Origin of the sequence: Pseudoalteromonas sp. A25 (genome assembly GCF_009176705.1) — a bacterium.
In the GTDB taxonomy this organism is placed as follows: Bacteria; Pseudomonadota; Gammaproteobacteria; order Enterobacterales; family Alteromonadaceae; genus Pseudoalteromonas.
In genome coordinates this window covers 3,295,334-3,317,500 of the sequence record NZ_AP021846.1, presented here as the reverse complement: position 1 = coordinate 3,317,500, position 22,167 = coordinate 3,295,334, and the positions used below count along the sequence as shown (strand labels likewise).

Sequence of the window (22,167 nt, the reverse complement as noted above, 5' to 3'; positions counted from 1 at the left end):
ACGGCGGGTGCTAACGTCCGTCGTGAAGAGGGAAACAACCCAGACCGCCAGCTAAGGTCCCAAAGTGTATGTTAAGTGGGAAACGATGTGGGAAGGCTAAAACAGCTAGGAGGTTGGCTTAGAAGCAGCCACCCTTTAAAGAAAGCGTAATAGCTCACTAGTCGAGTCGGCCTGCGCGGAAGATGTAACGGGGCTAAACATACCACCGAAGCTGCGGCTGCGAACTTTGTTCGCGGGGTAGGGGAGCGTTCTGTAAGCGGTTGAAGGTGTACCGGGAGGTATGCTGGACGTATCAGAAGTGCGAATGCTGACATGAGTAACGATAATGCGGGTGAAAAACCCGCACGCCGGAAGACCAAGGGTTCCTATCCCATGTTAATCAGGGTAGGGTAAGTCGACCCCTAAGGCGAGGCTGAAGAGCGTAGTCGATGGGAAACGGGTTAATATTCCCGTACTTGGAATAATTGCGATGGGGGGACGGAGCAGGCTAAGTAAGCATGGCGTTGGTTGTCCATGTGAAAGTGTGTAGGCTGGCGACTTAGGAAAATCCGGGTTGCTAAGGCTGAGACACGAGACGAGCCACTACGGTGGTGAAGTTACTGATGCCCTACTTCCAGGAAAAGCCTCTAAGCTTCAGATTATTTCGAATCGTACCCCAAACCGACACAGGTGGTCAGGTAGAGAATACTAAGGCGCTTGAGAGAACTCGGGTGAAGGAACTAGGCAAAATCGTACCGTAACTTCGGGAGAAGGTACGCTGACATTAGGTGAAGAGCTTCGCGCTTGGAGCTGAAGTCAGCCGCAGTGACCAGGTGGCTGGGACTGTTTATTAAAAACACAGCACTGTGCAAAATCGTAAGATGACGTATACGGTGTGACACCTGCCCGGTGCCGGAAGGTTAATTGATGGGGTTAGACTTAGGTCGAAGCTCTTGATCGAAGCCCCGGTAAACGGCGGCCGTAACTATAACGGTCCTAAGGTAGCGAAATTCCTTGTCGGGTAAGTTCCGACCTGCACGAATGGTGTAACCATGGCCACGCTGTCTCCACCCGAGACTCAGTGAAATTGAAATCGCAGTGAAGATGCTGTGTACCCGCGGCTAGACGGAAAGACCCCGTGAACCTTTACTACAGCTTGGCACTGAACATTGACCCTACATGTGTAGGATAGGTGGGAGGCTTTGAAGCACAGACGCTAGTTTGTGTGGAGCCGACCTTGAAATACCACCCTTGTAGTGTTGATGTTCTAACTTAGGTCCCTTATCGGGATTGAGGACAGTGCCTGGTGGGTAGTTTGACTGGGGCGGTCTCCTCCCAAAGAGTAACGGAGGAGCACGAAGGTTGGCTAAGTACGGTCGGACATCGTACGGTTAGTGTAATGGTAGAAGCCAGCTTAACTGCGAGACAGACACGTCGAGCAGGTACGAAAGTAGGTCATAGTGATCCGGTGGTTCTGAATGGAAGGGCCATCGCTCAACGGATAAAAGGTACTCCGGGGATAACAGGCTGATACCGCCCAAGAGTTCATATCGACGGCGGTGTTTGGCACCTCGATGTCGGCTCATCACATCCTGGGGCTGAAGTCGGTCCCAAGGGTATGGCTGTTCGCCATTTAAAGTGGTACGCGAGCTGGGTTTAGAACGTCGTGAGACAGTTCGGTCCCTATCTGCCGTGGGCGTTTGAGAATTGAGAGGGGCTGCTCCTAGTACGAGAGGACCGGAGTGGACGAACCGCTGGTGTTCGGGTTGTGATGCCAATTGCATTGCCCGGTAGCTACGTTCGGAATCGATAACCGCTGAAAGCATCTAAGCGGGAAGCGAGCCTCGAGATGAGTTCTCACTTTAACTTTAAGTTAACTGAAGGGCCGTTGAAGACTACAACGTTGATAGGCTGGGTGTGGAAGCATGGTGACATGTTAAGCTAACCAGTACTAATTACCCGTGAGGCTTAACCATACAACGCCAAAGTGGTTTTGCACGTTAGAAGTTAGTATTACTAGAGTAGTGTTTTACGAATTATCAGAATTTTCCGAATTTAAGAATTAAACAAGGTGAACGACGAAGCGGTATCGCGAAATTGATTCACCTTGCGCAAATGGAATGCTCGTGCGATGCACGATGTCATTAAACATTTGCACTAAGAATTTGCTTGGTGAACATAGCGTTTTGGAACCACCTGACCCCATGCCGAACTCAGAAGTGAAACGAAACAGCGTCGATGATAGTGTGGCAGCTGCCATGTGAAAGTAGAACATCGCCAAGCACCTAATTAGAGAAAGCCCGATTCGAAAGAGTCGGGCTTTTTTGCGTTTGGGGTTTATAGGTTGTGATAAGCGCAGCGCCATCCAACATTTGAGCTGAGCCCTTCGGCATTCTACAAACTGGCCACTTCACCTTACGCAAAAGGAAGCAATCTCACTGAGTTCGATGTCGTTAGTCCTTTGCACCTTGCTTCGTTTTTGTAGGTTTGATAAGACGAAGGGATTATTTTTATTAACTTGTTGTTTTTAAATCACTCTTTCTGGTGCTGGCGTTGACTTTATTGCAATCGTGCTATATAACTTCGTCCCTTTTCTGGTTAATTTTTTTTAATACAGGATGGTAAGGATGATGGTATTTTCCCATTTTAATAAGATTTTACTTGTTGCTTTAATGTGTATCTCCATTTAATTGCATGCTAACCAAGGCTCAGAGTTTAAAATTCCAAACACTTATACTCTGCAGATTCAGTCAAAAGCCACTGGATTGGTGTATGAGCTTTATGTACGGTTACCTAAAAGCTATGTCAAAGGTGAGCGTCAGTACCCGTTAGTACTGTTGAACGATACCAGTTACTCGATAGCGACAGCCAGTGGAATTGTGCATCTAATGGAACGTCGAGATATTGAAGATGTAATCCTTGTTGGCATATCCTACTCAATCGGTGATGATCCTCTCATTAGTCGCACACGAGATTACACACCGACCTATGCACCAAAAGAGACCAACGGTCACTCTTTAGAAGCACAAAAGCACTCAGGAAAAGCAAAGCAGTATATGCACTTTATTGCTGAAGAGGTTTTACCGTTGTTAAATAAAAACTACCGTATAAATAACAATAAAACGGTATTTGTAGGTCATTCGTTTGGAGGGTTGCTGGGGGCTAATATTTTGTTGAATATGCCAGAGCTATTCGACCATTACATCTTAGGTAGCCCTTCGCTTTATTATGATAATAAAGTCACTTTTCGTTTAGAAGATGCCTATGCCAAAAAGCATGATTCGATGAAAGCGAACGTTTATATGTTTGTTGGTGGTGAAGAAAAGTGGATGGTAGATGATATGTTGGAGTTTGATGCGCGTTTAAAGTCTAGAAAGTATAAAGGATTAAATATTCAATCAAAAGTGCTTGATGGTCTCACACACTTTAGTTCATTTGGTGTGTTATTGACTTTAGGGTTACAGCAATCGTTGCCAAGGATATAGCAAGGTAGTTATACCAATTTTATTAATACATTGATCATTCTAGCGAGCTAAATAACTCATTAACTGCGTTAAATATTTCTCATGTAGAATAACTACATAGCGAAATATTTGCCTTGTTACTAAGTCATTTATCTGTCGCAATATCTGATCACCAATTTAATGCAATTGGTATTATTTATGCCGTACTGGTAATGTAAAAGATAAGTGCTCGAGTGAATTATTCATACTTCATTATCGAGCACCATCTTTCATTACATTGGTTGATTACTTACCTTTACCATTTGATTTTTTACCACATTCACTTTCGCCTGCGGCTTCGGTTAGGGCATCACCTTCTTCGTCGGTGAGCAGTCCATTTGCAACTTCAATATTCTTGGCATGAGCAACACAACTTACGTATTGACCATGGTTTTTCCAAGGTAAATCGATAGTTGGACCCGCGCAGTTACATGCATTGGCAACATTTTGCACGCCAGAGCAACCATTTTCATCAATAAGGGCCCCTGCAGCAGTATCGTTACACATATCGTTGTCATCTAAGACGCCGTCGCCATCACTATCAACAACTGGGGCGTCGTTGGCGTCGTTAGGATTAGAGCCTGCGTCTACTTCTTCGCCATCGCTAAAGCCATCCCCATCGCTATCCGGGTTATTGGGATCGGTTTGGGTGAGTATTTCTTCGGGATCAGTTAAGCCATCGCCATCTGAGTCAGGGAAAGAGGTACCTGTGTTTGTTTCTAAACGAAACATACCACCAGCTAAGCCGCCGCCATCAAAAATTAGAAACTCAAGGTTGTGTTCACCATCTAGAGAAACTGGATAGGTAATGTTGCTTGCGCTCCACGAAGCCGATTGAAAGCCAACTAACGTACCGTCTATGTAAACCCATGAACAGTTATCAGCTAGCAGTTTTAAAACAAATTCCCCTTGACCAGTCACACTTACCGCATACTTGGTCCAGTTTTGACCATAAGGGCCTTGTGAGCTGATATTTGACCAAGCATTTATCCAGCTCGCAAAATTGCCAACATAGCCTTGCCAAGGGTGTGCATAATGCCCAAATGAAAAGGCTGGATGTGGGTTTTGCCAATTGGCATCAAGACCTACATCAGGTTCAACGGTACAGGCACTGGTCCAATTGCTATAAGCTGGGTTTGGAAACATTACATCCCAAGCTGTTACACTCGAATCACTGGTATAAACGGTGTTAGCAAAAGCAGATGTTGATATACAGGCAGCCAGCGCTGAGGCTGTGCAGATTTTTTTTGCAAGGTTATTCATAGTGTCACCTACACTAGGTTGTAAAAGACAAGCTACTAATCCTTGATTGTTGTGTAAAGCTGATTACCCAACTGGCGTGCTCTCTAACTTTGCCAAATCAAACGTGCCCCCGAGACTCTAAAATTTAGTTTATTATTGCTCTATTTCAAATTGTAAAGCGCAAAATCAGGACTTATAACTAATAATAAATTACTACCTAATGAAAATGGGTGGGGACAGGGTTTTAAATATAAACTAAGGTATAAATTACAAGTAAAAAACATTATAAATCATGTTTTTAGCTGTTATTTTCTTACTTAAACTATTTCAAGCGTGTTCTTTACATAGTTGTGATGCTCAATTGCACACTAAACTCCTGCGCATTTTGCTTAGAAGTAAAAGCCACATTAAATCTTTGCATAAGCGCTTTTACCAATTGTAGACCTAATCCAAAGCGTTCTTGGTTAGTACCTGAAAAATCATTTTGCCCGTTTGGGTTGCAAAAAGAAACCTTCGACTGGTCAATGTCTATTCGCCAATATTTGTCGCTTGGCGCGGCTTGGCTGTGGTGGACAACGTTAGTGAGTAAATTGAGTACTACCAGCTCTAAAACAATTTCAGGCACAGGTAATATCAATGGCTTTGATTGGTCACATTCATTTATTTTTACGTTAATTTGGTGCATTTCTAATAACGTGTGCGATTCCCCAAGCACGCGCTCTATCACGTCAATAACACAGCTTGTGTGACTTTCTTGCGCGTTAGAAGTTAGCCATAGTAAAGCGCTGCTGATGCGGTGCATTCTCGAGATGGCGTTTTCCAACCGATGATATGACTTTAGTTCCCTGATGGTTGGCTCAGAAGCGCCAATAAGTTCCATTGAGTGTGACATAACTTGTAAAGGCGTTCTGATCTCATGAGCCATACCTTGATTAAAAGCGATCTGCGTTTGCAGCATATGGTTTTGCTGTTCCAGTGCATCAATCAGCTTTTTGCTAAGTAGCTGAATATCTTGCTCTTCGATATTATCCAGCTCGGCTTTCACCTCACATATTTGCGTGCGCTCTTTAGCAAGGATACGGTACATTCGATTAAATGGACTTAAGGCTTTTTCCGACAACTTTGCTGAAAACCAGCAGGTTAAGAGCAAAGTAGGCAAGAGCATAAATAGTAGCAGTAGTAAAATATCATCAATAACTCGGGTGATGATGCCAAGCTTTGAGCTGTTGAGTATGAGTACCCCTTGCTCCGCTTTCATAAAATGAAAATGTTGATCAGCTTGTTTAAACTCGCCAAAGTTATCTTCAAACTCAAAGTACTTCATTTGTTCGCTGTCAGAGACTTTGAACTGTGATGTGTCTTTTAGCCAATTGTAGTTATCGGGTAATGAGGCGCCGTTTTGTATAGCGCGATAAGTTTGTTGTAACTGATCTTTAAACACGGCATCTTCAAGTGCAAAAACAATGAAAAGTGTCATGAAAGAAAATAGCGTAAACAGCGTTAGCGAAAGCCACATGCTGTGTTGTCTAACCCGAGATAGCAACGTGGGTTGCTTTGCATGTTTAAATAGCATCGTCTTCACCAACTAAAAACTGATAACCAACGCCTTTGACGGTTTCAATAAAAGGCTGCTGAAATGCCGCTTTTAATTGCTTTCTGAGCTTATAAATATGCGCTCTTAGCGGGTCGCTATCAGGGGTGTCATTGGGCCATAAGTGTGTGTGGATCGCGCTTGTTTTTACCACGTTAGGTGCATTGGTCATCAGTAATTTTAGTATTTCGTAGCCAACAGTATGTAACTGTAGCGCACTGTTTTGATAAGAAAATAACAGCGTTTCATCATCCAGTGAGGCACCAGCATAAGCGGTTACTTGTTTTAATGAAGTACGTGAAGCTGATTTCATTAATCCAACATCAATGCGTGCAGATAGTTCAGCAAATGAGAAAGGCTTTTTTAGATAATCCCAAGCACCAGATTTAAATCCCTGAATGATGTCCTGCTCGTGAGAGCGTGATGACATCATGATCACCGGGACTTTAGATAAATGCTGACCTAAAATATCATCAGATAAATGACGGCAAATGTCATAACCATTAACAAAGGGCAAGTTAATATCCAATAGGACGAGTTGATATTGATGCTGCTCAAGCAAGGCAAGCGCTTGCTTGCCCGTGTAGGCAAAGTCGAGCTCATGGCCTTTTGGCTCTAAGAACTCGGCTATACCTTGTGCAATATCCATGTCGTCTTCTACCACGAGAATATTTGCCATTTTTTATCCTTTATTATTACTTAATACTAATGCCTGTAACGATTGCTCTGAGCGACTTTTAATGAGTTTATAAATATGCGGAATAAGCCATTTTTCCAGTGCTATCCAGCCATCTTCTACTTGCATCATGGCAACCACTTCAAGCTCAGATTTAGGGTCACTCCAGAATACGGTTCCACCCATGCCTGCCCAAAAGAATGAACCTTGTTGACGCAGTTCGCCCTCTGTTTCTTTAACTCCTACACCGTAACCAAAGCCTGCACCTTTGTACAGCCTAGGCATAAAGTGGGTGTCGAGGCCCTGTGTTTTTGAACTCAACATCATCTCGATGAGGTGTTCAGACAACAGCGTATGTCCGTTAAATTTACCTTTATTAGAAAGCATGGAAACAAAGTTGCTGTAATCAATCGCACTGGATACAAGACCGCCCCCGCCAGAAAGTAATGCTGGTTTTTCAAGGTAATCGCTATCCACACCCTCTTCAACAAACAAGATTTTTTCCTTATTGAAGGTATAAGCTTCCTCAAAAGTTGACGCGTCATATTCATACATGTCAACGAGTCTATGTTGTTGGTCTTTAGGTACAAAAAAATGTGTATCTTTCATGTTCAGCGGTTTAAAAATGTGTTCAGCTAGGTAAGCGTCTAGGGTCTGTCCGCTCACTTTTTCTATAATCGCACCTTGTATATCGCTCGCAATGGAATATTCAAAACGCTCCCCAGGCGCAAATTTAAGCTCGATACCTGATAGATCATCAACCATATCATCTAAGGTGTTGTTCCGACTTAATGGGTTAGCGAGTAAGTAGCGAATGTCGACCCAATTTTTAATACCGCCGCCATAGCCAAAGCCGGCTGTATGTGAGAGTAAATGATGAACAGTAACGATTTGTGGTTGATTATCTACCTCGAACATCTCAAATTCAGGCAAGTATTTGCGAATATCGTCATGCAACGCAACTAGGCCTTTGTCGACTAACTGTAACAAGGCAATTGCTGTAATGGGTTTACTCATAGAAAAAATACGAAATAGCGCATCTTTTGTCATCGGCTGTGGTTTATCCACGTTGACCTTACCGTAAGCGTTGTAATGCACTAATTTATTTTGATGTTTGACCATTAGCACCATACCGGGTAGCTGGTGCTCAGCAAGCAGCGCCTCTATGTTTGTTTCTAGCGAATTAGCTTCAATCTGTTGATAAGCCTCTTGGGCTATATTGGCAGGCTGAATTGCTGGTGCCGCAAGCGTGTTACAAGTAATACCCAGTAAAGTTGCTGAGACTACACAAGCTAATGTACTTTTTACCGCACTCAATGTTGATTTACGCATTTTGATACCTTAATGATTAGGTTTGTATTGGTTGCGTAATAGATTAAATCGGCGGAGGTAAACTCAATGTAAAATGCAGGGGAAGAATAAAGAAAAGCAGCACACAAAAGTGTTGCTTTTCTTGAAGAGTTATAAGGTATTTTGACTCTTTTTTTTAAAAGACTTCAACAGAATATTCGCGACGTTGCTCTTGCTCATTGATGTGCCAGATTTCTACTGCGCGCGTGGTGCCACCTGTGCCTTTACACAGCAGTTCGTTGACCAGTACACTCGCTCTTGCATCGTATTTGGCGTTACCAGAAATACTAAATGCGTCACTATAAAAGCCGAATTGATGGCGTTTGCTTAACAATTCTGGCGCTTGACCCACCAAAGTGGCTGAACGGCAATAACCATTTGGTTCGCTCGTATCTAGATTTAGTTGTGCATTGTAGGTTACATCTTGAAAGTAGCCTGGGTTGCGCCCGTCAGAGTCTACCCAATTGGCAACGTCGAGTTGGCTGTTGAAAGCAACTTTTGGTGCCGGAGCCAGTTTATGTCTGAGCGTTTGGCGGTTGCCAAGTTCATCGGTGCAATTAGCCTCTACGTACTTCTCTTTATACTCGTGACCACGAGGTATGCGTCCAGATAAAGTTTTAAACTCAGCATTAAGTACTACTATCAGCGTATCGGTATTTTGGTCATATACAGCGGCGCTTTGACAAGGTTCACGGTTGGTGAAATGAGGTGTGTAAATACGCAAGTCATAGGCAGAGCTTGATTGTGTAACCATGGCGTCGATTGGGGCATTATAAAAATTGGTAACCCGCCCTGCATTGCCATCGGTATCGTAAACGACTTGTGATGCGACGGTGTTGTAACTTGCTAATCCAAAAGCAAGTGAAAGTACTAACTGTTTCATTGTTATTTCCTTATTTATTTACATGTTAAAGTCTCGTAAATACCTTAAGCCTTAATGTGACTCATGAAAAATGAAATTTTCTATATTAGGGGCAAAAAAGCTGTCACATCTACACCTACTTAGCGTCTTTATGTTCAAGTAATGACTATAAATCTAAGGAAGTGACATGCCACTTGTATGTGTAGATGGGGCCGCCGTTAAAATTACAGTAAATGGTGCGCAGCAATTGGTTAAAACCAGCGACAAAATATCATCCGCGTCTAAAAACAAATTTTCTCAAGGGAAAAAGGCGGTGTTAGTGGAAGATGACGTAACGCAGTGGTTGCAAAAATTTCAATCTAATTATGACAATGCAGCGTTTAAAGGGGGGATTACTATGGGAAAAGCTATATCAGGCAAACCTAACTTAACCGTAAAAGGCAAGTCTAAGACGGGGTTAGTAACCAAAGACACTAAAATTATGGCGCTACTACAGGTCTCTAAGCCTGCACAAAACCCACAAGGCGTGCCAGATCCTGCGCCAGTTATCAATATTAGTATTGAGTTCACAGATGCTGGGCAAACAAAGCTAACTGTTGCATAGGGAGAGCAGAGTTTATGGGATTGTTATCGGCATTATTTTCAGCAAATGCGCAGACTCCGGTTGTAGCAATCGGCTCTTTGCTTGATGAGCTATTTACCAGCGACGAAGAAACCCTGAATTTAGAAATACTTAAACAACGTGTGGCACAGCAACCAAATCTTGTGCAGAGTAAAATCAATCAAGTACAAGCGTCGCATCGCAGTTTGTGGGTTGCCGGCGCGCGGCCTTTTTTGATGTGGGTATGTGGTTTGGGGTTTTTGTTTGCTTTTGTAATTAACCCTATTTTGCAGTGGTTGTGGCCAGAATTGGGCACGCCACAGTTGCCTTTAGATGCCATGATGGAGCTAACTTTAGCTATGCTGGGGCTGGCTGGGTTACGCACCGTTGAAAAACTAAAAGGTGTAGCCCGTTAATCGCCATGAAAAATATCAATTTAACTTTCTCGAATTTTATTTTCACACTTTTCAAATTCCCTCGTCTTCTTAGCACAAATTAAAAAAATTCTACATCAGTTGTGACTGATGAGGCGGAGCCGTGGGGCAACCCACACAGTCTTTTGAGTACCAAGCAAGGCCCGCCAACTGTTTATCCATTTTTTATTGGTGGGTAGGCCTTAATTAAAGACTTGCTTGGCGCTCATCCCATTATTCTTGTCAATTTGGCATTTAAGAATGCGTTCTATTAACTAAAGGAAATACTATGTCTCAATATAAAACCCCTGACGTCTACGTTAGAGAAAAGTCAATTCTACCGCCGTCAGTTGCTGAAGTGGCGACGGCTATTCCCGCGTTTATTGGTCACACCACCAAGCTGAATGACGCAGGCGATGTTAACTTCTTAAACATGCCGGTACGTATCACGAGCATGGTTGAGTTTGAAGCAAATTTTGGTGGTCCTTATCAAGAAAGCTTTAGCGTGCTTGTTAAAGACACAACCAACAGTACCTTCAAAATGGCGGACTCGACGCCTAATGCTATGTTTTTCTTACATCAGGCAGTGAGCCACTTTTTTGCCAATGGCGGTGGTGCATGTTACGTGGTTTCTATTGGTAGTGCAGGCACGATGGCAGCAAAAGAAGCTTACACAGCTGCAATTGACTTGTTAAATAAGGTCGATGAGGTGACGCTAATTTCATCACCAGAAGCCATTGGTTTAGATGAAACGGGCCACTACGAAGTGCAAAACAAAGCACTTAAACATGCCGAAAAACGCATGGACCGCTTTGCGTTGGTGGATGTACAAATGCAAACCACGCCAGCGGGCACAACAGCAATTGCTCATGATTCAGCGCGTTTACGTGACAAAGTGACACAAGGTCTTAAGTATGGTGCATCTTATTATCCTTACTTAAAAACAACGATGGCGCGTAGTTACGATGAAACGGCTGTCATGGTCACTTTGGTTGATTCAATTGATGAAGCAACCAAAGACGTGACTTACAAGGATGTAGCATTGTCGACACTTGGAAGCGATACAGCAGACAACATGGACTACAATGCGCAGATCTACAATACGGTCAAAGCAGTACTGGCTAAAAACTACCTTGTACTTCCTCCATCTCCTGCTATCGCTGGCATTATTGCGAAAACGGACAAAGACCGTGGGGTGTGGAAAGCGCCAGCAAACATTGCGCTTTCTCAAGTGCTTATGCCTGTACTTGCGATTGATAGTACAGAACAAGAAAGCTTAAACGTGGATGCCACTTCAGGTAAATCTATCAATGCTATTCGAACGTTTGTGGGCAAAGGCACACTAGTTTGGGGCGCACGCACGCTTGCCGGTAACGATAATGAGTGGCGTTATGTATCTGTTCGTCGTCTATTCAACATGGTTGAAGAATCAATTCAAAAAGCAACACAGTTTGCGGTGTTTGAGCCAAATACGCCATTTACATGGTTAAAGCTTAAAACCATGATTGAAAGCTACCTAGAGAACTTATGGCGTCAAGGCGCGTTCTTTGGTGAATCCCCCGCACAAGCATTTTTTGTCAATGTCGGCCTTGGTCAAACTATGACTGAAGACGACATCAACAACGGCATTATGAATATTGAAATCGGTCTTGCGGCAGTACGCCCGGCTGAATTTATTGTACTGACGTTCTCGCATAAGAGCCTAGAAGGCTAATAAACCCAACCAAGATTGGTTGAGGTACTGATTTATACGTTTCTTGGTTTTCTCAACCAATCTTTCCTCTTTTATTTTCCTGAGTTGGACAGTGACTCAGGGCACAGAAATTATTATTTTTTGGAGTTTTTATGGCTACTACAGCAGCAGACATCGCAGCAGAATATCCGATCCCGGTATACCGTTTTGTCGTGAGCTTTGGTGAAGAGAGCATTCCGTTCTCGGAAGTATCGGGCTTAGATATCGGCGTTGAAACCATTACCTATAAAGATGGTTATGGCAAAAAGCACATGCCTGGGCAACCAACGGATGTAAACATCACACTTAAACGTGGTCTTGTGCGTCAAAAGAGCCAGTTCTATGACTGGATCTCATCTATCAGCCTAAACTTGGTTGATAAAAAAGACATCACCATTTCACTGACCAACGAAGACCGTTCGCAGCCGTTAGTGACTTGGAAAGTGATTAATGCATTCCCTAAAAAGTTAACAGCACCAAGTATCAATGGTGGTTCTAATGAGGCGAGTGTTGAGTCATTAGAGATGATGGCAGACGACATTAAGATCGAATTCCACTAATTTTCATTCTCCTTGTCTTGGGCACGTTAGTGCCCTTTTTTGGACATTATTATGATTCAAGAACTTACCACACCTATGGTGGGATATCGCTTTGCTGCATTGATCACCTCCGCGGCAATACCCAATCCAATAGATATTTTCTTTAAAGAGATCAGTGGCCTTAAAGTCAATCGCACTATTGAGTACGACGGCAATCGTGCAACGGTAGGCAGCAACAAACAAACACGCACATTAACTTTTAAGCGTGGGGTGTTGCGCACGGGAAGTACATTAGAAATCACTAATTTTATTAGCTTGCCACAATGGGATCAGTTTGCGGTGCGCAATGATATTTTGATCACCTTATTGAACGACAACAATTTACCAACCAAAGCTTGGCTTGTGACGCGTGCATTTATGGAAAGTTGGGAATGGGATAGCTTAGATGCAACCCGCAATGATGTACTGATTGAATCCATCACGTTTAGTTATCAAAACCTCGTCACGGTGCCAATTCCGTTCACTTAATAACAACAGAACAAGGAGTGCCCATGGAAATTCAATGTGATGCCATTCGTATCAAAGCCAGTTTATCCGAGCAAGATGAGCCACAAGATAACGACCAACAAGCGCAACAGGCGGGTAATATAAATACCTCGGTGATAAATAACCAAGTTGCACAATTAGAAAAGTCACTTAAGCGCTACGTTGATAAACAATTTCAGCAATTTACTAGACAAAAAAGGCCATAAAGATGATAGGTATTGGCAGCAATGCGGCTGGGTCTCCGCTATGTAAAGTGACCTTTTATAGCAAAGTAGAGCGAGGCTCGGGTAATCAACTTGCTGAGCTGACTCTGCCGTACGACGCAAAAACGTTGCAAACCAGTTATGCCAACGATATTCAAAAATCACAAACCATCGGTGCCGAGAGTGGGGCAAGCCAATACCAAAAGTCTTCTCCTTCTAAACTCAGTATTACATTTTTGTTGGATGATACGATTATTGATTTACCCACTGAGTTGGCCGCCAAATTAAGTGGAAATATCGAGACTGAGAAGCATATCCAAACTTTATTGAAGTACGGTACTGCAGTGCAAAGTGAAACGCACGAACCTACTTATGTAACCATCCAGCCACTTAATATGACACTCAATCATGGTCCAAGTGGCACTTTCGATGGCATGTTGTGCACGACCAAAGTTGAAACCGAATTAGTGGATAACAAAGGTCGCCGCTTAAAAGCCAAAGTGCACTGTTGCGTTGTAGAGTGTTTATCAGAAAAAGAAATAAAACTGAAATCGGGCAAAAGCTCGCCCGATCTGACCCATGTTATTCAACATCAAGCTGGCGACTCCGTATTAATCCAAAGTGCCAAGATTTATGGCAATCAACAGTTTGTGCATCAAGTGGCTAAGGCAAACCGTTTGGCATCGATCCGCAGTGCTGCAATAGGTGCAGATATTATTTACCCGCCTTTGGAGCGTTAACATGGACTTGCGATATACCATTACCGTGGAAGGTACCAAGGTTAGCGACAAAATTGCGGTGCGCGAAGTGCGGGTGAAAAATGGCGTGAACCAAATTTCACAACTGTGTTTGCTGATTGAAGATGGCGACATGGCCAAAGAAACCTTCACCAAAGCAGATGAAGACTTATTCAAAATGGGCAAAGCCATTGAGGTCAAAGCGGGTTTTGGCGATGGTGAACAAACGCTCATTTATAGCGGCATTATTACCGCGCAAGGTATTGGCTACGAACGTCAACCCTTTTTGCGTATTGAAGCCAGAGCCGATGCCATCAAGCTTTGTCAAAATGCCATGAGCAAGCTGTATGACGAAAAGAGCAAAGATGGCGACATACTCAGTGATCTATTGAAAACCTACGGTGCGGCGGCGGGGACCATTGCAGCGAGTAAAATTGAGCATCAACAATTTTTGGTGGTGGATGAACAGCCTTGGTCGGTGTTTATGCGCCGCTTACTGTGTAACGGTTTTGCGTTTTTTAATGATGGTAAAAATCAGGTGGTGGATTTAGCTAAACACACACCTACCGCCCACGAATTTAATGTGGCAATGGATGGTTGCGTAGACTTTGAGTTACATTGTGACGTCACTGCACATCTTAAAAAATTACAGTACAGTAGCTGGGACATCAAAGAGCAAAAACTCAATGATAATGCCGATCCTGTCGCGCCAGCGGCCAAATTTAAAAGCCATGCAGATGCCGATACAGCGCTTGCGATCCCCGATACCTTACGCTTAGCACAAGCACCCATAGATAAGTTAGAACTCGCAGCCAAAGCCAGTGCTGAGCAATATTATCGTATGCTGGATATGTATCAAGGGTATGTGCGAGTGGATATGTCTGCCACCAAAGCTCCCATCACGGTTAAGCTGTTGGATGCGTTAACGCTCTCAGGTGTTGGCAAGCAATACGCGGGCGATTATGTGGTGGGCGAAATGCATCATCATTTATCCAGCGATGGTTGGTTTTGTGATTTTATCTTTGGTGTTCCGCTGACTTTGAGCCTTGACTCCGAATACGCTAACACACCTTTTACACCTATGCTGATTGGCAAGGTGGCTGCGTTTAAAGCCGATGCGCAAGCATTGCACCGTATTCCTGTGTTGCTACCCAGTGTCAGTGGTGGCAAACCTCTTTGGGCGCGTTTAGCCAGTCCTTTTGCTGGCACTGAAGAGGGGTTATTTTTACCCCCTGATGTTGATACTGAAGTACTGGTGGGCTTTATCGGCGGTGACAGTCGACACCCAGTTATTCTCGGTGCTTGCCATAATCCCAAAGCCAAACCGCCCTTTGAATATGACGATAAAAATGAACAGCGCGGTTTGTTCTTCAAAGAGCAGGCATTGGCATTGCAATTTACCCTCAAAGAGCCGCTGCTCACGCTACAAGCCAGCGCCGATCACACGGTGAAGTTTGACGCAAAAGAAGGCTTCAAACTGACTCAAAAAGATATGACTTCGATGGTGGCGGGCGAATCACTCAAAATTGAAAGCAAAGATAAATCGACCTTAGAAGTGGCCAAAGCCATCAATGTTAAAACGTCAGACAGCATTACCCTTGAAGGTAAAGGCGTCGATGTGAAATAGCCTCGCGAGAGGCAAAAACAAGGAGCAACTATGTTAGAACAAGCATTTTTAGGCACCGGCTGGGGCTTCCCTGTACGCTTTCGAAGTGCCAGTAGTGGGCCTGTGATGGACAGTGGCGAAGCGTTGTTAAAGCAGGCTATTCACTTAACCTTAAATACCTTGGTGGGGGAGCGACCGCTTTGGCCTGAGATGGGGTCTGGCCTTGCCAGTTACTCCTTTGCCGACGCCAACGAACAAAGTTTGGCGCAGCTTAGGCAAGAAATAGCCACGGTGTTACTCAACCATGAGCCACGTATCATTTTGGAGTCTATCGACTTTGATAGCAGTGAGTTGTATGACGGCGTGTTGTTGATCCAGCTTAATTACTTAATTCGACAAACTAACAGCCGTAGCAACATGGTTTTCCCATTCTATTTAACCGAGCAATCGGTTTAACGCACGCACAACACTCTATTGGCACTTTGTGAGCAGCTAACAGCTTGGTTTGCTCAGTTTAAACCTTTTTATTGATCAAGGTATTCTCATGACTGTGAAGTCTAACAACACAACCACCTTGGCGGCGCTCAATGCCGTCAATCCAAGTGAAGTGGGGCGTAGTCAGCTTGGACGACAGATAAAAGCGCTGTCGCGCTCTTTTTTTAATATCGAACCGCGCACCACAGAGGCTTGGCTTAGGTATTTATCAACACTAGCTAAGCAAACTAATTACATTGATGAGCGCACACTGAGCGTCAATGGTTCTTGGGAAAACATATTACCGGAGCCAGAAAAACTAGCTGGGCTTGTCAAATTGCTTGAGCAAGGCGAAGCTGACGAGCACATAAAAGCGCTAGCGGCGCGCCCAGATATGGCCATGCTGCTCACCTTTATTGATTTACTTAGCCATAGTAATGCGCAGTTTAATCAATTTGTGTCTCGCCATTTAGAACATTTTTATGCTCAAGTGCTGCGTTTCGAGCCGCTGCCAGCCACGCCAGACAGTGCCCACTTGGTAGTATCCTTAAACGACACTAGTGCATTAACTTTGCCAGCGGGCACTGAGTTTGATGGTGGCAAAGACAGTGATGGCACACCACTTGTTTATAGCACCACTGAAGTCGCCACTATTAACAATGCACAAGTCGATTACGTGGCAACGGTCAATAAAATTAAATCAAGTCAGCTAGTTGATATAAAGCATCAAGTTTTACTGGATACAGCGCAAGGTGTGCTTCTTGAGCAAAGTGAGCCGACCTTTGGACAGAATGTATTAGGAAACAGTGCCAATGTTGACGTGGGATTTAAAATAGCCTCGCAAGATCTGTTTTTAAGTGGCGGCACGCGCAGTATTACGCTTAATTTTGGCGACCAAGCAGAGCTGTTAAACTGGTTATCTTGGTTTGATTTTTACATCACCACCAGCGAGGGGATGAAAAGCATCGATAGCGCTAACTTAAGCGTGGTGGGTCAACAGCTTTCGCTCAATTTTGATGCGTTATTTGCGCCTATCACGGCGTTGCCAACCGCCCCAATTGGTGCCGATAAGGCTTTACCATTTATTGCTTTGGTACTAAAAAGTGACCATTACCAGCTGCTATACAGTGATGACGCGAGTGTTTACGCGCGCATGAGTAAATTCATGGTTACGCAGGTGAGTATCACCACACATGTCGCTGGGCTAGATGGACTTGTTGCCAACAATGGCGAAGTAGATTTAGATACCAGCAAGCCGTTTGAGCCATTTGGCTTGGCGCCAAGGCTCGCCTCAAAGGTGCACTTTACGCACCCAGAATTAGTGACTAAAAACATCGTCAATGCCAGTATGGAGTTTACTTGGCTTGATAGACCACAGAGTTTTGATACTTATTATCGCGCTTATAGTTACTATTTCAGTGAGCAAAATGGCACAGAGGCCGGTTATTTTGACAAAAGTGCCGTGTGTGCAAATGATGAATCGTGCGATGGCATTGTTTTGAGCACTGATAAGTTATTTGGCAATGATTGCAACTGCTTAGTGTGGCCAGACAGCACCATAAATATCTCCCGCTCAGACGCGGTTGGTAACCAACAAAGCAATGTTGCGCTATTTTACAATGACAATGATGATACGTTGCCAGCGCCACATAACAACGTGGCGACCAACACCTTGACCTTCTTGCAAAACGACAACAACGCGTTAAGAGATTTTCACCTGCTGCCGTTTGATGAACCGAGTGCGACTAAGTGGCCAAAATGGTACTCGCTTGAGCTATCACAGCAAGATTTTGCTCATAAAGATTACACCAAAGTCATCGAGTACTTTGCTTATAAAAATGCCACTTCAGATAGCCCCGTGTTGGTGAATCAGCCTTACACTCCAACTTTAGACGCACTACGTGTGCACTATCAAAGTGAAAGTATCACTTCGCCCGCCGTGATGGTTGGTAACCCAATTTTCATTGAGCATATTGCCCCAGTTGGTCGCCCGACTGAGCAGTTTACCCAGCAAAGTTTACTGTCGTTATTGCCGCGTATGGAGGAGTTTGGCTATCTATATATGGCGATTAATCAAGTTACGACACCGGGCCAAGTACGCATGTATTATCAGGTTGACCCAGTAGATGGTTATAACATGGGTAACAACCCTGTGTTTGTATGGGAGTACTATAACGCTGGGCAATGGCACCGTTTTAAGCGAGAAGAGTCGCAAGGCCAAGCAGAAGAAGGGCGTATTCTGAGTGACAGCACCTATGACTTGCTTGATTCTGGTTTGGTGGTGTTTTACTTGCCAGAATTAACACAAAGCAACTCATTCAATCACGATGGTAAATTGTGGCTGCGAGCTAAAATAAATCATGCCAGAAACGAGACGCCTGCAAGTTTTGATAACACGTTTCCAGTTTATTCCAAGCTTAAAGGGATTTTTACGCAAGGCCTTAAAGTGACCCTAACGAGCCAAAGCAATGCGCCCGCTCATTTTGCGCAGCCGTTGCCTAGTGAATCAATCAATAAGCTGGTATTGCCAAACCCTAAAGTCGACAAAGTGATTCAGCCATTTGCCTCATTTGGAGCCAAAGTGGTTGAAACTACCGAACAGTTTGATCGTCGTATTAGTGAGCGGCTAAATCATCGCCAGCGTTTGCTCAGTGCATGGGACTATGAGCACTTTGTATTGCAAACTTTTCCGCAGTTACATTCGGTGCGCCCTGTGGTCACTGAGTCGGGTTTAAGCCTGGTTGTGGTGCCGCTCAATCACGATGTGTCTGTACTGCAACCTAAAGTGCCACGTTACCTTAAACGACAAATCCGTGAGCAGGTTAATGCGCTGTCTGTGCCGAACCTCACCGTAGAGATTGACGACCCTAATTACGTGGAAGTGCAGCTTGAGCTAATTGTGAAAATTGACCCGCTCTACGATATTCAAAGCACAGTGATTGAGCTCAATGATATGGTGGTGGATGCGCTCACGCCATGGAATAAATTGGATAAACCACTTGAATGCACTATTTATTTGGCATCCATAGCGCAGGTATTAGAAACCCATCCTGCGGTGGATATGATCCAAGTGATCCGCGCTACTAAAGATGGCCAAAGCCAAAAACACTACAGTGCTATTAGCGCTGATAACCCACACGATATTTTAGTGCCTGCACGCAATCACAAAATCGCACTCGCCAACACGCTAGGTGATGTATTTGAAGGGATTGGCAAGTGGGAAATTGAACTGGACTTTGTGGTTCAGTAATCCCGTATTCGCGCTTTATTCATAGACAAAACCCGTCATTATTTACAAAACGGTGAAATTTTTTTTCACAGTTTACTGCTGCGCGCGTCTTGTCGTTATTCATACCTTAAATTCAGGAAAATTATGGACAATCAAGCTCTGCAGATAGTCAATCAAGCGCCAAGCAATACTGGGCAAGATTTGGCAAAACTCCGTCAGCAAGGCATGGCTAGAATACAGCAATTTGCACCCAACACTTGGACCGATCATAACCGTTTTGACCCCGGTGTGACCTTGTTGGAAGTGTTGGTGTATGTGCTGTCTGATCTCAGTTATAAATTGGATTACTCGGTCCCTGAACTGCTTGCGCAAGCAGATGCAAGGGGCAGTGTAAAATTCTATGAACCCGAACAAGTGCTGTTTAGTCATTGTGTGACAGAGGATGACTATCGACGCCTTGTTCTTGATTTGCGCGACGTCAAAAATGTGCATGTCACTACCCGTCAAAACGTGGATGCAAGCACCAATATCATTGACTTTAATGTGCTGCTTTACGCCCCCGATGAGAATAAAAAAAGTGCCGTGACTGAGCAGCTTAGTGGTGTTTTTGCTAAGGCAAGGTGCGTTAATCACACCCTTGGCAACATCATGTTTTACGATATTAGCAAAGTCAATGTCGGCATGACTTTATCACTTAAGCATGTTGATGATTTGGTCGCTTTGCTGGTGGAAATTTACACCTTGATTGGCCGTGAGATCTCACCGGATATTCCCAAGTATTCAGCTGCGCAACTGCTGCAAAGGGGCCTAAAAATTGATGAAATTTATCAAGGACCAAAACCTCAGTATGGGTTTGTACTTGATGAAGATTTACATAAGTCGGCTTACAGTGTCCGTTTGTTTAGCTCCAATATTTTAAGTGTGCTACATGAGCATGAGCACATTGAGCAAGTGAATGCCTTCCACTTTGTCGCGGATCAAAACGGCAGTAATTACAACGCACAAGAGGGTTATGAGTTTTGGCAAATTCAATTTGGCAGTGACGACAATTCGCAAATCATCAATATTGCAGAGCTTGGTTTTGATGAAGCGAACTTTTTTAATGAGTTAGCACTACTCATCGACGGCCAGCCCTATCAACTGACCGACGATGAAAAAAACGCCATTCGTGCTGGTTTGCAAGGGCTTAAGCTACCGCCATCACTACCGGCTAACAGCATGCTGCCGCGCTTGCAAAGTGGTGAATATTTAGGGCTCAGTGACTACCGCTCGTTGCAGCACGAATTGCCGCAGGTGTATGCCGTAACGGAGCAAACCTTAGATGCGCGTATCGACAGCGAACAAAAAGCACAACTCCTTCAGTTCAAAGGTTATTTGCAGCTATTCGACCAAATAATGGCGGATCAGCATAAACAATTGGATGTACTTCCCGATATTCTCTCTTTGCCACAAGCAAGCGTATTTGAAGGTTTAGGTCAGTTGCTAGACCGTATGCTTGCTAGTGAATCATTGAATGAAGGTCAAGTGAGCGCTTTCTGGCAGCAAGTCTGTGCTTTACCCCATTCGCAATTAAGCCAGGCTTTAACTGGCATCAGTGGTATAGAGCATCTTTTAGATACGGCTTCTTTGGCTTACTGGCAGCGCGGCATGCAGCATAATCTTGAAAGTGACTTTTCAATTGCCCAGTTAACGCGTCTAAACCACAGTGCGCAACATTTGCTTGCGCGCTTTGCAGAACGTACGGTTGACGCCAATTTACTGAAATACAAAGCCGTCTTTGCGTTTTATACGTCAAGCTTAGAAGATGCGCGAGATCCAAATCCACAAGAGTCGTTGCTCGAGCGTTTGGTGTTACTGCGTCAGTACATTGATAAATGTCGTTTGCTCAGTGAGATTGGCGTATTGGGTGAAAACCGCTGCCAAGGCTACGATTATCTGGCCAATGATATTCAACAAAGCCAATGCAGCAGCATGGTAAAAGGCATCATGCGCCGACTCGGTTTATCGCATCCCGCTCATATGCCGTTAGCAATTCACAACCGTGAAAGCTTTTATCTGGTTGAAGGCAGTTTAGTTGAAGCGGGTATGTTGCAAGGTGATGAATTGGACGCCGCGCTGCGTATGCAACTTAGTCGCAGCCTGTACTTTGTGTTGCCCGATTGGACTACGCGTTTTGCCTCATTGGAGTTTCGTCAATTTACTGAGCGTAAGATCCGAGAACTTACCCCGTTACACATGCCAGTGCATTGTTTGTGGCTCGATAGAGAAACCATGAGTTTGTTTGAGCGCCTTTACTACGGCTGGTTGAACTACTTTTCGCAAACGCAAAAAGTCCGCTTTACCCAGCCAAGTGAGTCATTGTCAGACATTCAACAACAGCTGAGTAAACTCTTGGGTGCGTTTTTTACTTACCCTATGCCAGTTGAGCCAAATACAGGGCCTCAGTGGCCATTATCAACCGTGTTGTTAACTCATCAAGCGGGCCAAAACAATCAATGGGATACGGTTAAAGCAAATATGGTCAGCTTACTTGCTATGTATTGCACTGATAGCTCAGGACATGAATTTGTTGTTGAGGGTCAAACAAGTAGTGCCATTTATCAAAGTGTCGCGGCCAATATTGCCCAGCATGCGGCGCATTTTCCCAGTGGCTTTAGCGCCGATGATATTTTTTACTTAAGTGCCCAGCACTATATCGACGATATTTGCCGCCCCAGTATTTCTGATCACGCAGAGCGTTCACAAAGGCTGACTATCGGTTACACACCTTTGGCTTATTTACGGCCGCTCTATCCGGTGTCTATTTCAACTATTAACCCCAGCGCCACTGCACAGTCCAAATTTATCGTTGCCCACAGCAAGCCTAATCGTATTTAATCAAGGA

17 protein-coding genes and 2 rRNA genes (1 of these 19 running past the window's edge) are annotated in these 22,167 nt (G+C 44.2%); 14 read left to right on the top strand and 5 right to left on the bottom strand.

The window, feature by feature from the left end:
* The 3 genes from GDK41_RS14310 to GDK41_RS14300 all read left to right on the top strand — a co-directional run.
* Nucleotides 1–1,955 (top strand): 23S ribosomal RNA (locus GDK41_RS14310) (it extends 931 nt beyond the left edge of the window).
* A 192-nt stretch (nt 1,956–2,147) separates the two neighbouring features.
* Nucleotides 2,148–2,262, top strand: a 5S ribosomal RNA gene (gene rrf, locus GDK41_RS14305).
* Nucleotides 2,263–2,747: 485 nt separating this feature from the next.
* Entirely contained in the window at nt 2,748–3,464 is a 717-nt protein-coding gene (locus GDK41_RS14300; RefSeq protein ID WP_232056468.1) for an alpha/beta hydrolase, read from the top strand.
* A 264-nt stretch (nt 3,465–3,728) separates the two neighbouring features.
* Here GDK41_RS14300 and GDK41_RS14295 read toward each other — a convergent pair whose 3' ends face one another.
* From GDK41_RS14295 to GDK41_RS14275, 5 genes are all read right to left on the bottom strand, one after another.
* Nucleotides 3,729–4,745: a hypothetical protein gene (locus GDK41_RS14295; protein ID WP_152087046.1), complete on the bottom strand. Its 1,017-nt coding sequence runs from the start codon at nt 4,743–4,745 to the stop codon at nt 3,729–3,731.
* A gap of 319 nt (nt 4,746–5,064) precedes the next feature.
* The gene (locus tag GDK41_RS14290; RefSeq protein ID WP_152087045.1) at nt 5,065–6,297 is read right to left on the bottom strand and encodes a HAMP domain-containing histidine kinase; all 1,233 of its coding nucleotides are present in this window, start codon (nt 6,295–6,297) and stop codon (nt 5,065–5,067) included.
* The gene (locus tag GDK41_RS14285; protein ID WP_152087044.1) at nt 6,287–6,994 is read right to left on the bottom strand and encodes a response regulator transcription factor; all 708 of its coding nucleotides are present in this window, start codon (nt 6,992–6,994) and stop codon (nt 6,287–6,289) included. The genes GDK41_RS14290 and GDK41_RS14285 overlap by 11 nt, the downstream gene beginning before the upstream one ends.
* Before the next feature lie 3 nt (nt 6,995–6,997).
* Nucleotides 6,998–8,323: a serine hydrolase domain-containing protein gene (locus GDK41_RS14280; RefSeq protein ID WP_152087043.1), complete on the bottom strand. Its 1,326-nt coding sequence runs from the start codon at nt 8,321–8,323 to the stop codon at nt 6,998–7,000.
* 154 nt (nt 8,324–8,477) lie between these two features.
* Nucleotides 8,478–9,224 (bottom strand): hypothetical protein, encoded by a 747-nt coding sequence (locus GDK41_RS14275; RefSeq protein ID WP_152087042.1) that lies wholly within the window; start codon nt 9,222–9,224, stop codon nt 8,478–8,480.
* 166 nt (nt 9,225–9,390) lie between these two features.
* Between GDK41_RS14275 and GDK41_RS14270 the strand changes: the two genes are divergently transcribed.
* The 11 genes from GDK41_RS14270 to GDK41_RS14220 all read left to right on the top strand — a co-directional run bounded on the left by GDK41_RS14270 (nt 9,391) and on the right by GDK41_RS14220 (nt 22,160).
* Entirely contained in the window at nt 9,391–9,807 is a 417-nt protein-coding gene (locus GDK41_RS14270) for a hypothetical protein (RefSeq protein ID WP_152087041.1), read from the top strand.
* Between the two features lie 14 nt (nt 9,808–9,821).
* The gene (locus GDK41_RS14265) at nt 9,822–10,220 is read left to right on the top strand and encodes a 3TM-type holin (RefSeq protein WP_152087040.1); all 399 of its coding nucleotides are present in this window, start codon (nt 9,822–9,824) and stop codon (nt 10,218–10,220) included.
* A gap of 286 nt (nt 10,221–10,506) precedes the next feature.
* Entirely contained in the window at nt 10,507–11,931 is a 1,425-nt protein-coding gene (locus GDK41_RS14260; protein WP_152087039.1) for a phage tail sheath family protein, read from the top strand.
* 131 nt (nt 11,932–12,062) lie between these two features.
* Nucleotides 12,063–12,509 carry a phage tail protein gene (locus GDK41_RS14255; protein WP_138597422.1) on the top strand — a complete coding sequence of 149 codons (447 nt, stop codon included), beginning with the start codon at nt 12,063–12,065 and terminating at the stop codon, nt 12,507–12,509.
* Between the two features lie 51 nt (nt 12,510–12,560).
* A complete protein-coding gene (locus GDK41_RS14250) occupies nt 12,561–13,016 on the top strand; it encodes a phage tail protein (RefSeq protein ID WP_152087038.1) in 456 nt (151 codons plus the stop codon).
* Between the two features lie 23 nt (nt 13,017–13,039).
* The gene (locus GDK41_RS14245; protein ID WP_152087037.1) at nt 13,040–13,240 is read left to right on the top strand and encodes a hypothetical protein; all 201 of its coding nucleotides are present in this window, start codon (nt 13,040–13,042) and stop codon (nt 13,238–13,240) included.
* Nucleotides 13,241–13,242: 2 nt separating this feature from the next.
* Nucleotides 13,243–13,977 carry a CIS tube protein gene (locus tag GDK41_RS14240; protein ID WP_152087036.1) on the top strand — a complete coding sequence of 245 codons (735 nt, stop codon included), beginning with the start codon at nt 13,243–13,245 and terminating at the stop codon, nt 13,975–13,977.
* 1 nt (nt 13,978) lies between these two features.
* Complete coding sequence (locus GDK41_RS14235; protein WP_152087035.1) at nt 13,979–15,601, top strand: phage baseplate assembly protein V; 1,623 nt, start codon at nt 13,979–13,981, stop codon at nt 15,599–15,601.
* A gap of 30 nt (nt 15,602–15,631) precedes the next feature.
* Entirely contained in the window at nt 15,632–16,036 is a 405-nt protein-coding gene (locus tag GDK41_RS14230) for a GPW/gp25 family protein (RefSeq protein ID WP_152087034.1), read from the top strand.
* 88 nt (nt 16,037–16,124) lie between these two features.
* On the top strand, nt 16,125–19,304 hold the full coding sequence (locus GDK41_RS14225) for a hypothetical protein (RefSeq protein WP_152087033.1): 3,180 nt from the start codon (nt 16,125–16,127) through the stop codon (nt 19,302–19,304).
* A 123-nt stretch (nt 19,305–19,427) separates the two neighbouring features.
* Nucleotides 19,428–22,160, top strand: a complete 2,733-nt coding sequence (locus tag GDK41_RS14220; RefSeq protein ID WP_152087032.1) for a hypothetical protein — start codon at nt 19,428–19,430, stop codon at nt 22,158–22,160.
* The last annotated feature ends 7 nt before the right edge of the window (nt 22,161–22,167 follow it).

Excerpts from the sequence above, each read along its gene's own strand:
- GDK41_RS14295 (WP_152087046.1), bottom strand. The coding sequence starts at position 4,745 with ATGAATAACCTTGCAAAAAAAATCTGCACAGCCTCAGCGCTGGCTGCC.
- GDK41_RS14290 (WP_152087045.1), bottom strand. The coding sequence starts at position 6,297 with ATGCTATTTAAACATGCAAAGCAACCCACGTTGCTATCTCGGGTTAGA.
- GDK41_RS14285 (WP_152087044.1), bottom strand. The coding sequence starts at position 6,994 with ATGGCAAATATTCTCGTGGTAGAAGACGACATGGATATTGCACAAGGT.
- GDK41_RS14280 (WP_152087043.1), bottom strand. The coding sequence starts at position 8,323 with ATGCGTAAATCAACATTGAGTGCGGTAAAAAGTACATTAGCTTGTGTA.
- GDK41_RS14275 (WP_152087042.1), bottom strand. The coding sequence starts at position 9,224 with ATGAAACAGTTAGTACTTTCACTTGCTTTTGGATTAGCAAGTTACAAC.
- GDK41_RS14270 (WP_152087041.1), top strand. The coding sequence starts at position 9,391 with ATGCCACTTGTATGTGTAGATGGGGCCGCCGTTAAAATTACAGTAAAT.
- GDK41_RS14265 (WP_152087040.1), top strand. The coding sequence starts at position 9,822 with ATGGGATTGTTATCGGCATTATTTTCAGCAAATGCGCAGACTCCGGTT.
- GDK41_RS14260 (WP_152087039.1), top strand. The coding sequence starts at position 10,507 with ATGTCTCAATATAAAACCCCTGACGTCTACGTTAGAGAAAAGTCAATT.
- GDK41_RS14255 (WP_138597422.1), top strand. The coding sequence starts at position 12,063 with ATGGCTACTACAGCAGCAGACATCGCAGCAGAATATCCGATCCCGGTA.
- GDK41_RS14250 (WP_152087038.1), top strand. The coding sequence starts at position 12,561 with ATGATTCAAGAACTTACCACACCTATGGTGGGATATCGCTTTGCTGCA.
- GDK41_RS14245 (WP_152087037.1), top strand. The coding sequence starts at position 13,040 with ATGGAAATTCAATGTGATGCCATTCGTATCAAAGCCAGTTTATCCGAG.
- GDK41_RS14240 (WP_152087036.1), top strand. The coding sequence starts at position 13,243 with ATGATAGGTATTGGCAGCAATGCGGCTGGGTCTCCGCTATGTAAAGTG.
- GDK41_RS14235 (WP_152087035.1), top strand. The coding sequence starts at position 13,979 with ATGGACTTGCGATATACCATTACCGTGGAAGGTACCAAGGTTAGCGAC.
- GDK41_RS14230 (WP_152087034.1), top strand. The coding sequence starts at position 15,632 with ATGTTAGAACAAGCATTTTTAGGCACCGGCTGGGGCTTCCCTGTACGC.
- GDK41_RS14225 (WP_152087033.1), top strand. The coding sequence starts at position 16,125 with ATGACTGTGAAGTCTAACAACACAACCACCTTGGCGGCGCTCAATGCC.
- GDK41_RS14220 (WP_152087032.1), top strand. The coding sequence starts at position 19,428 with ATGGACAATCAAGCTCTGCAGATAGTCAATCAAGCGCCAAGCAATACT.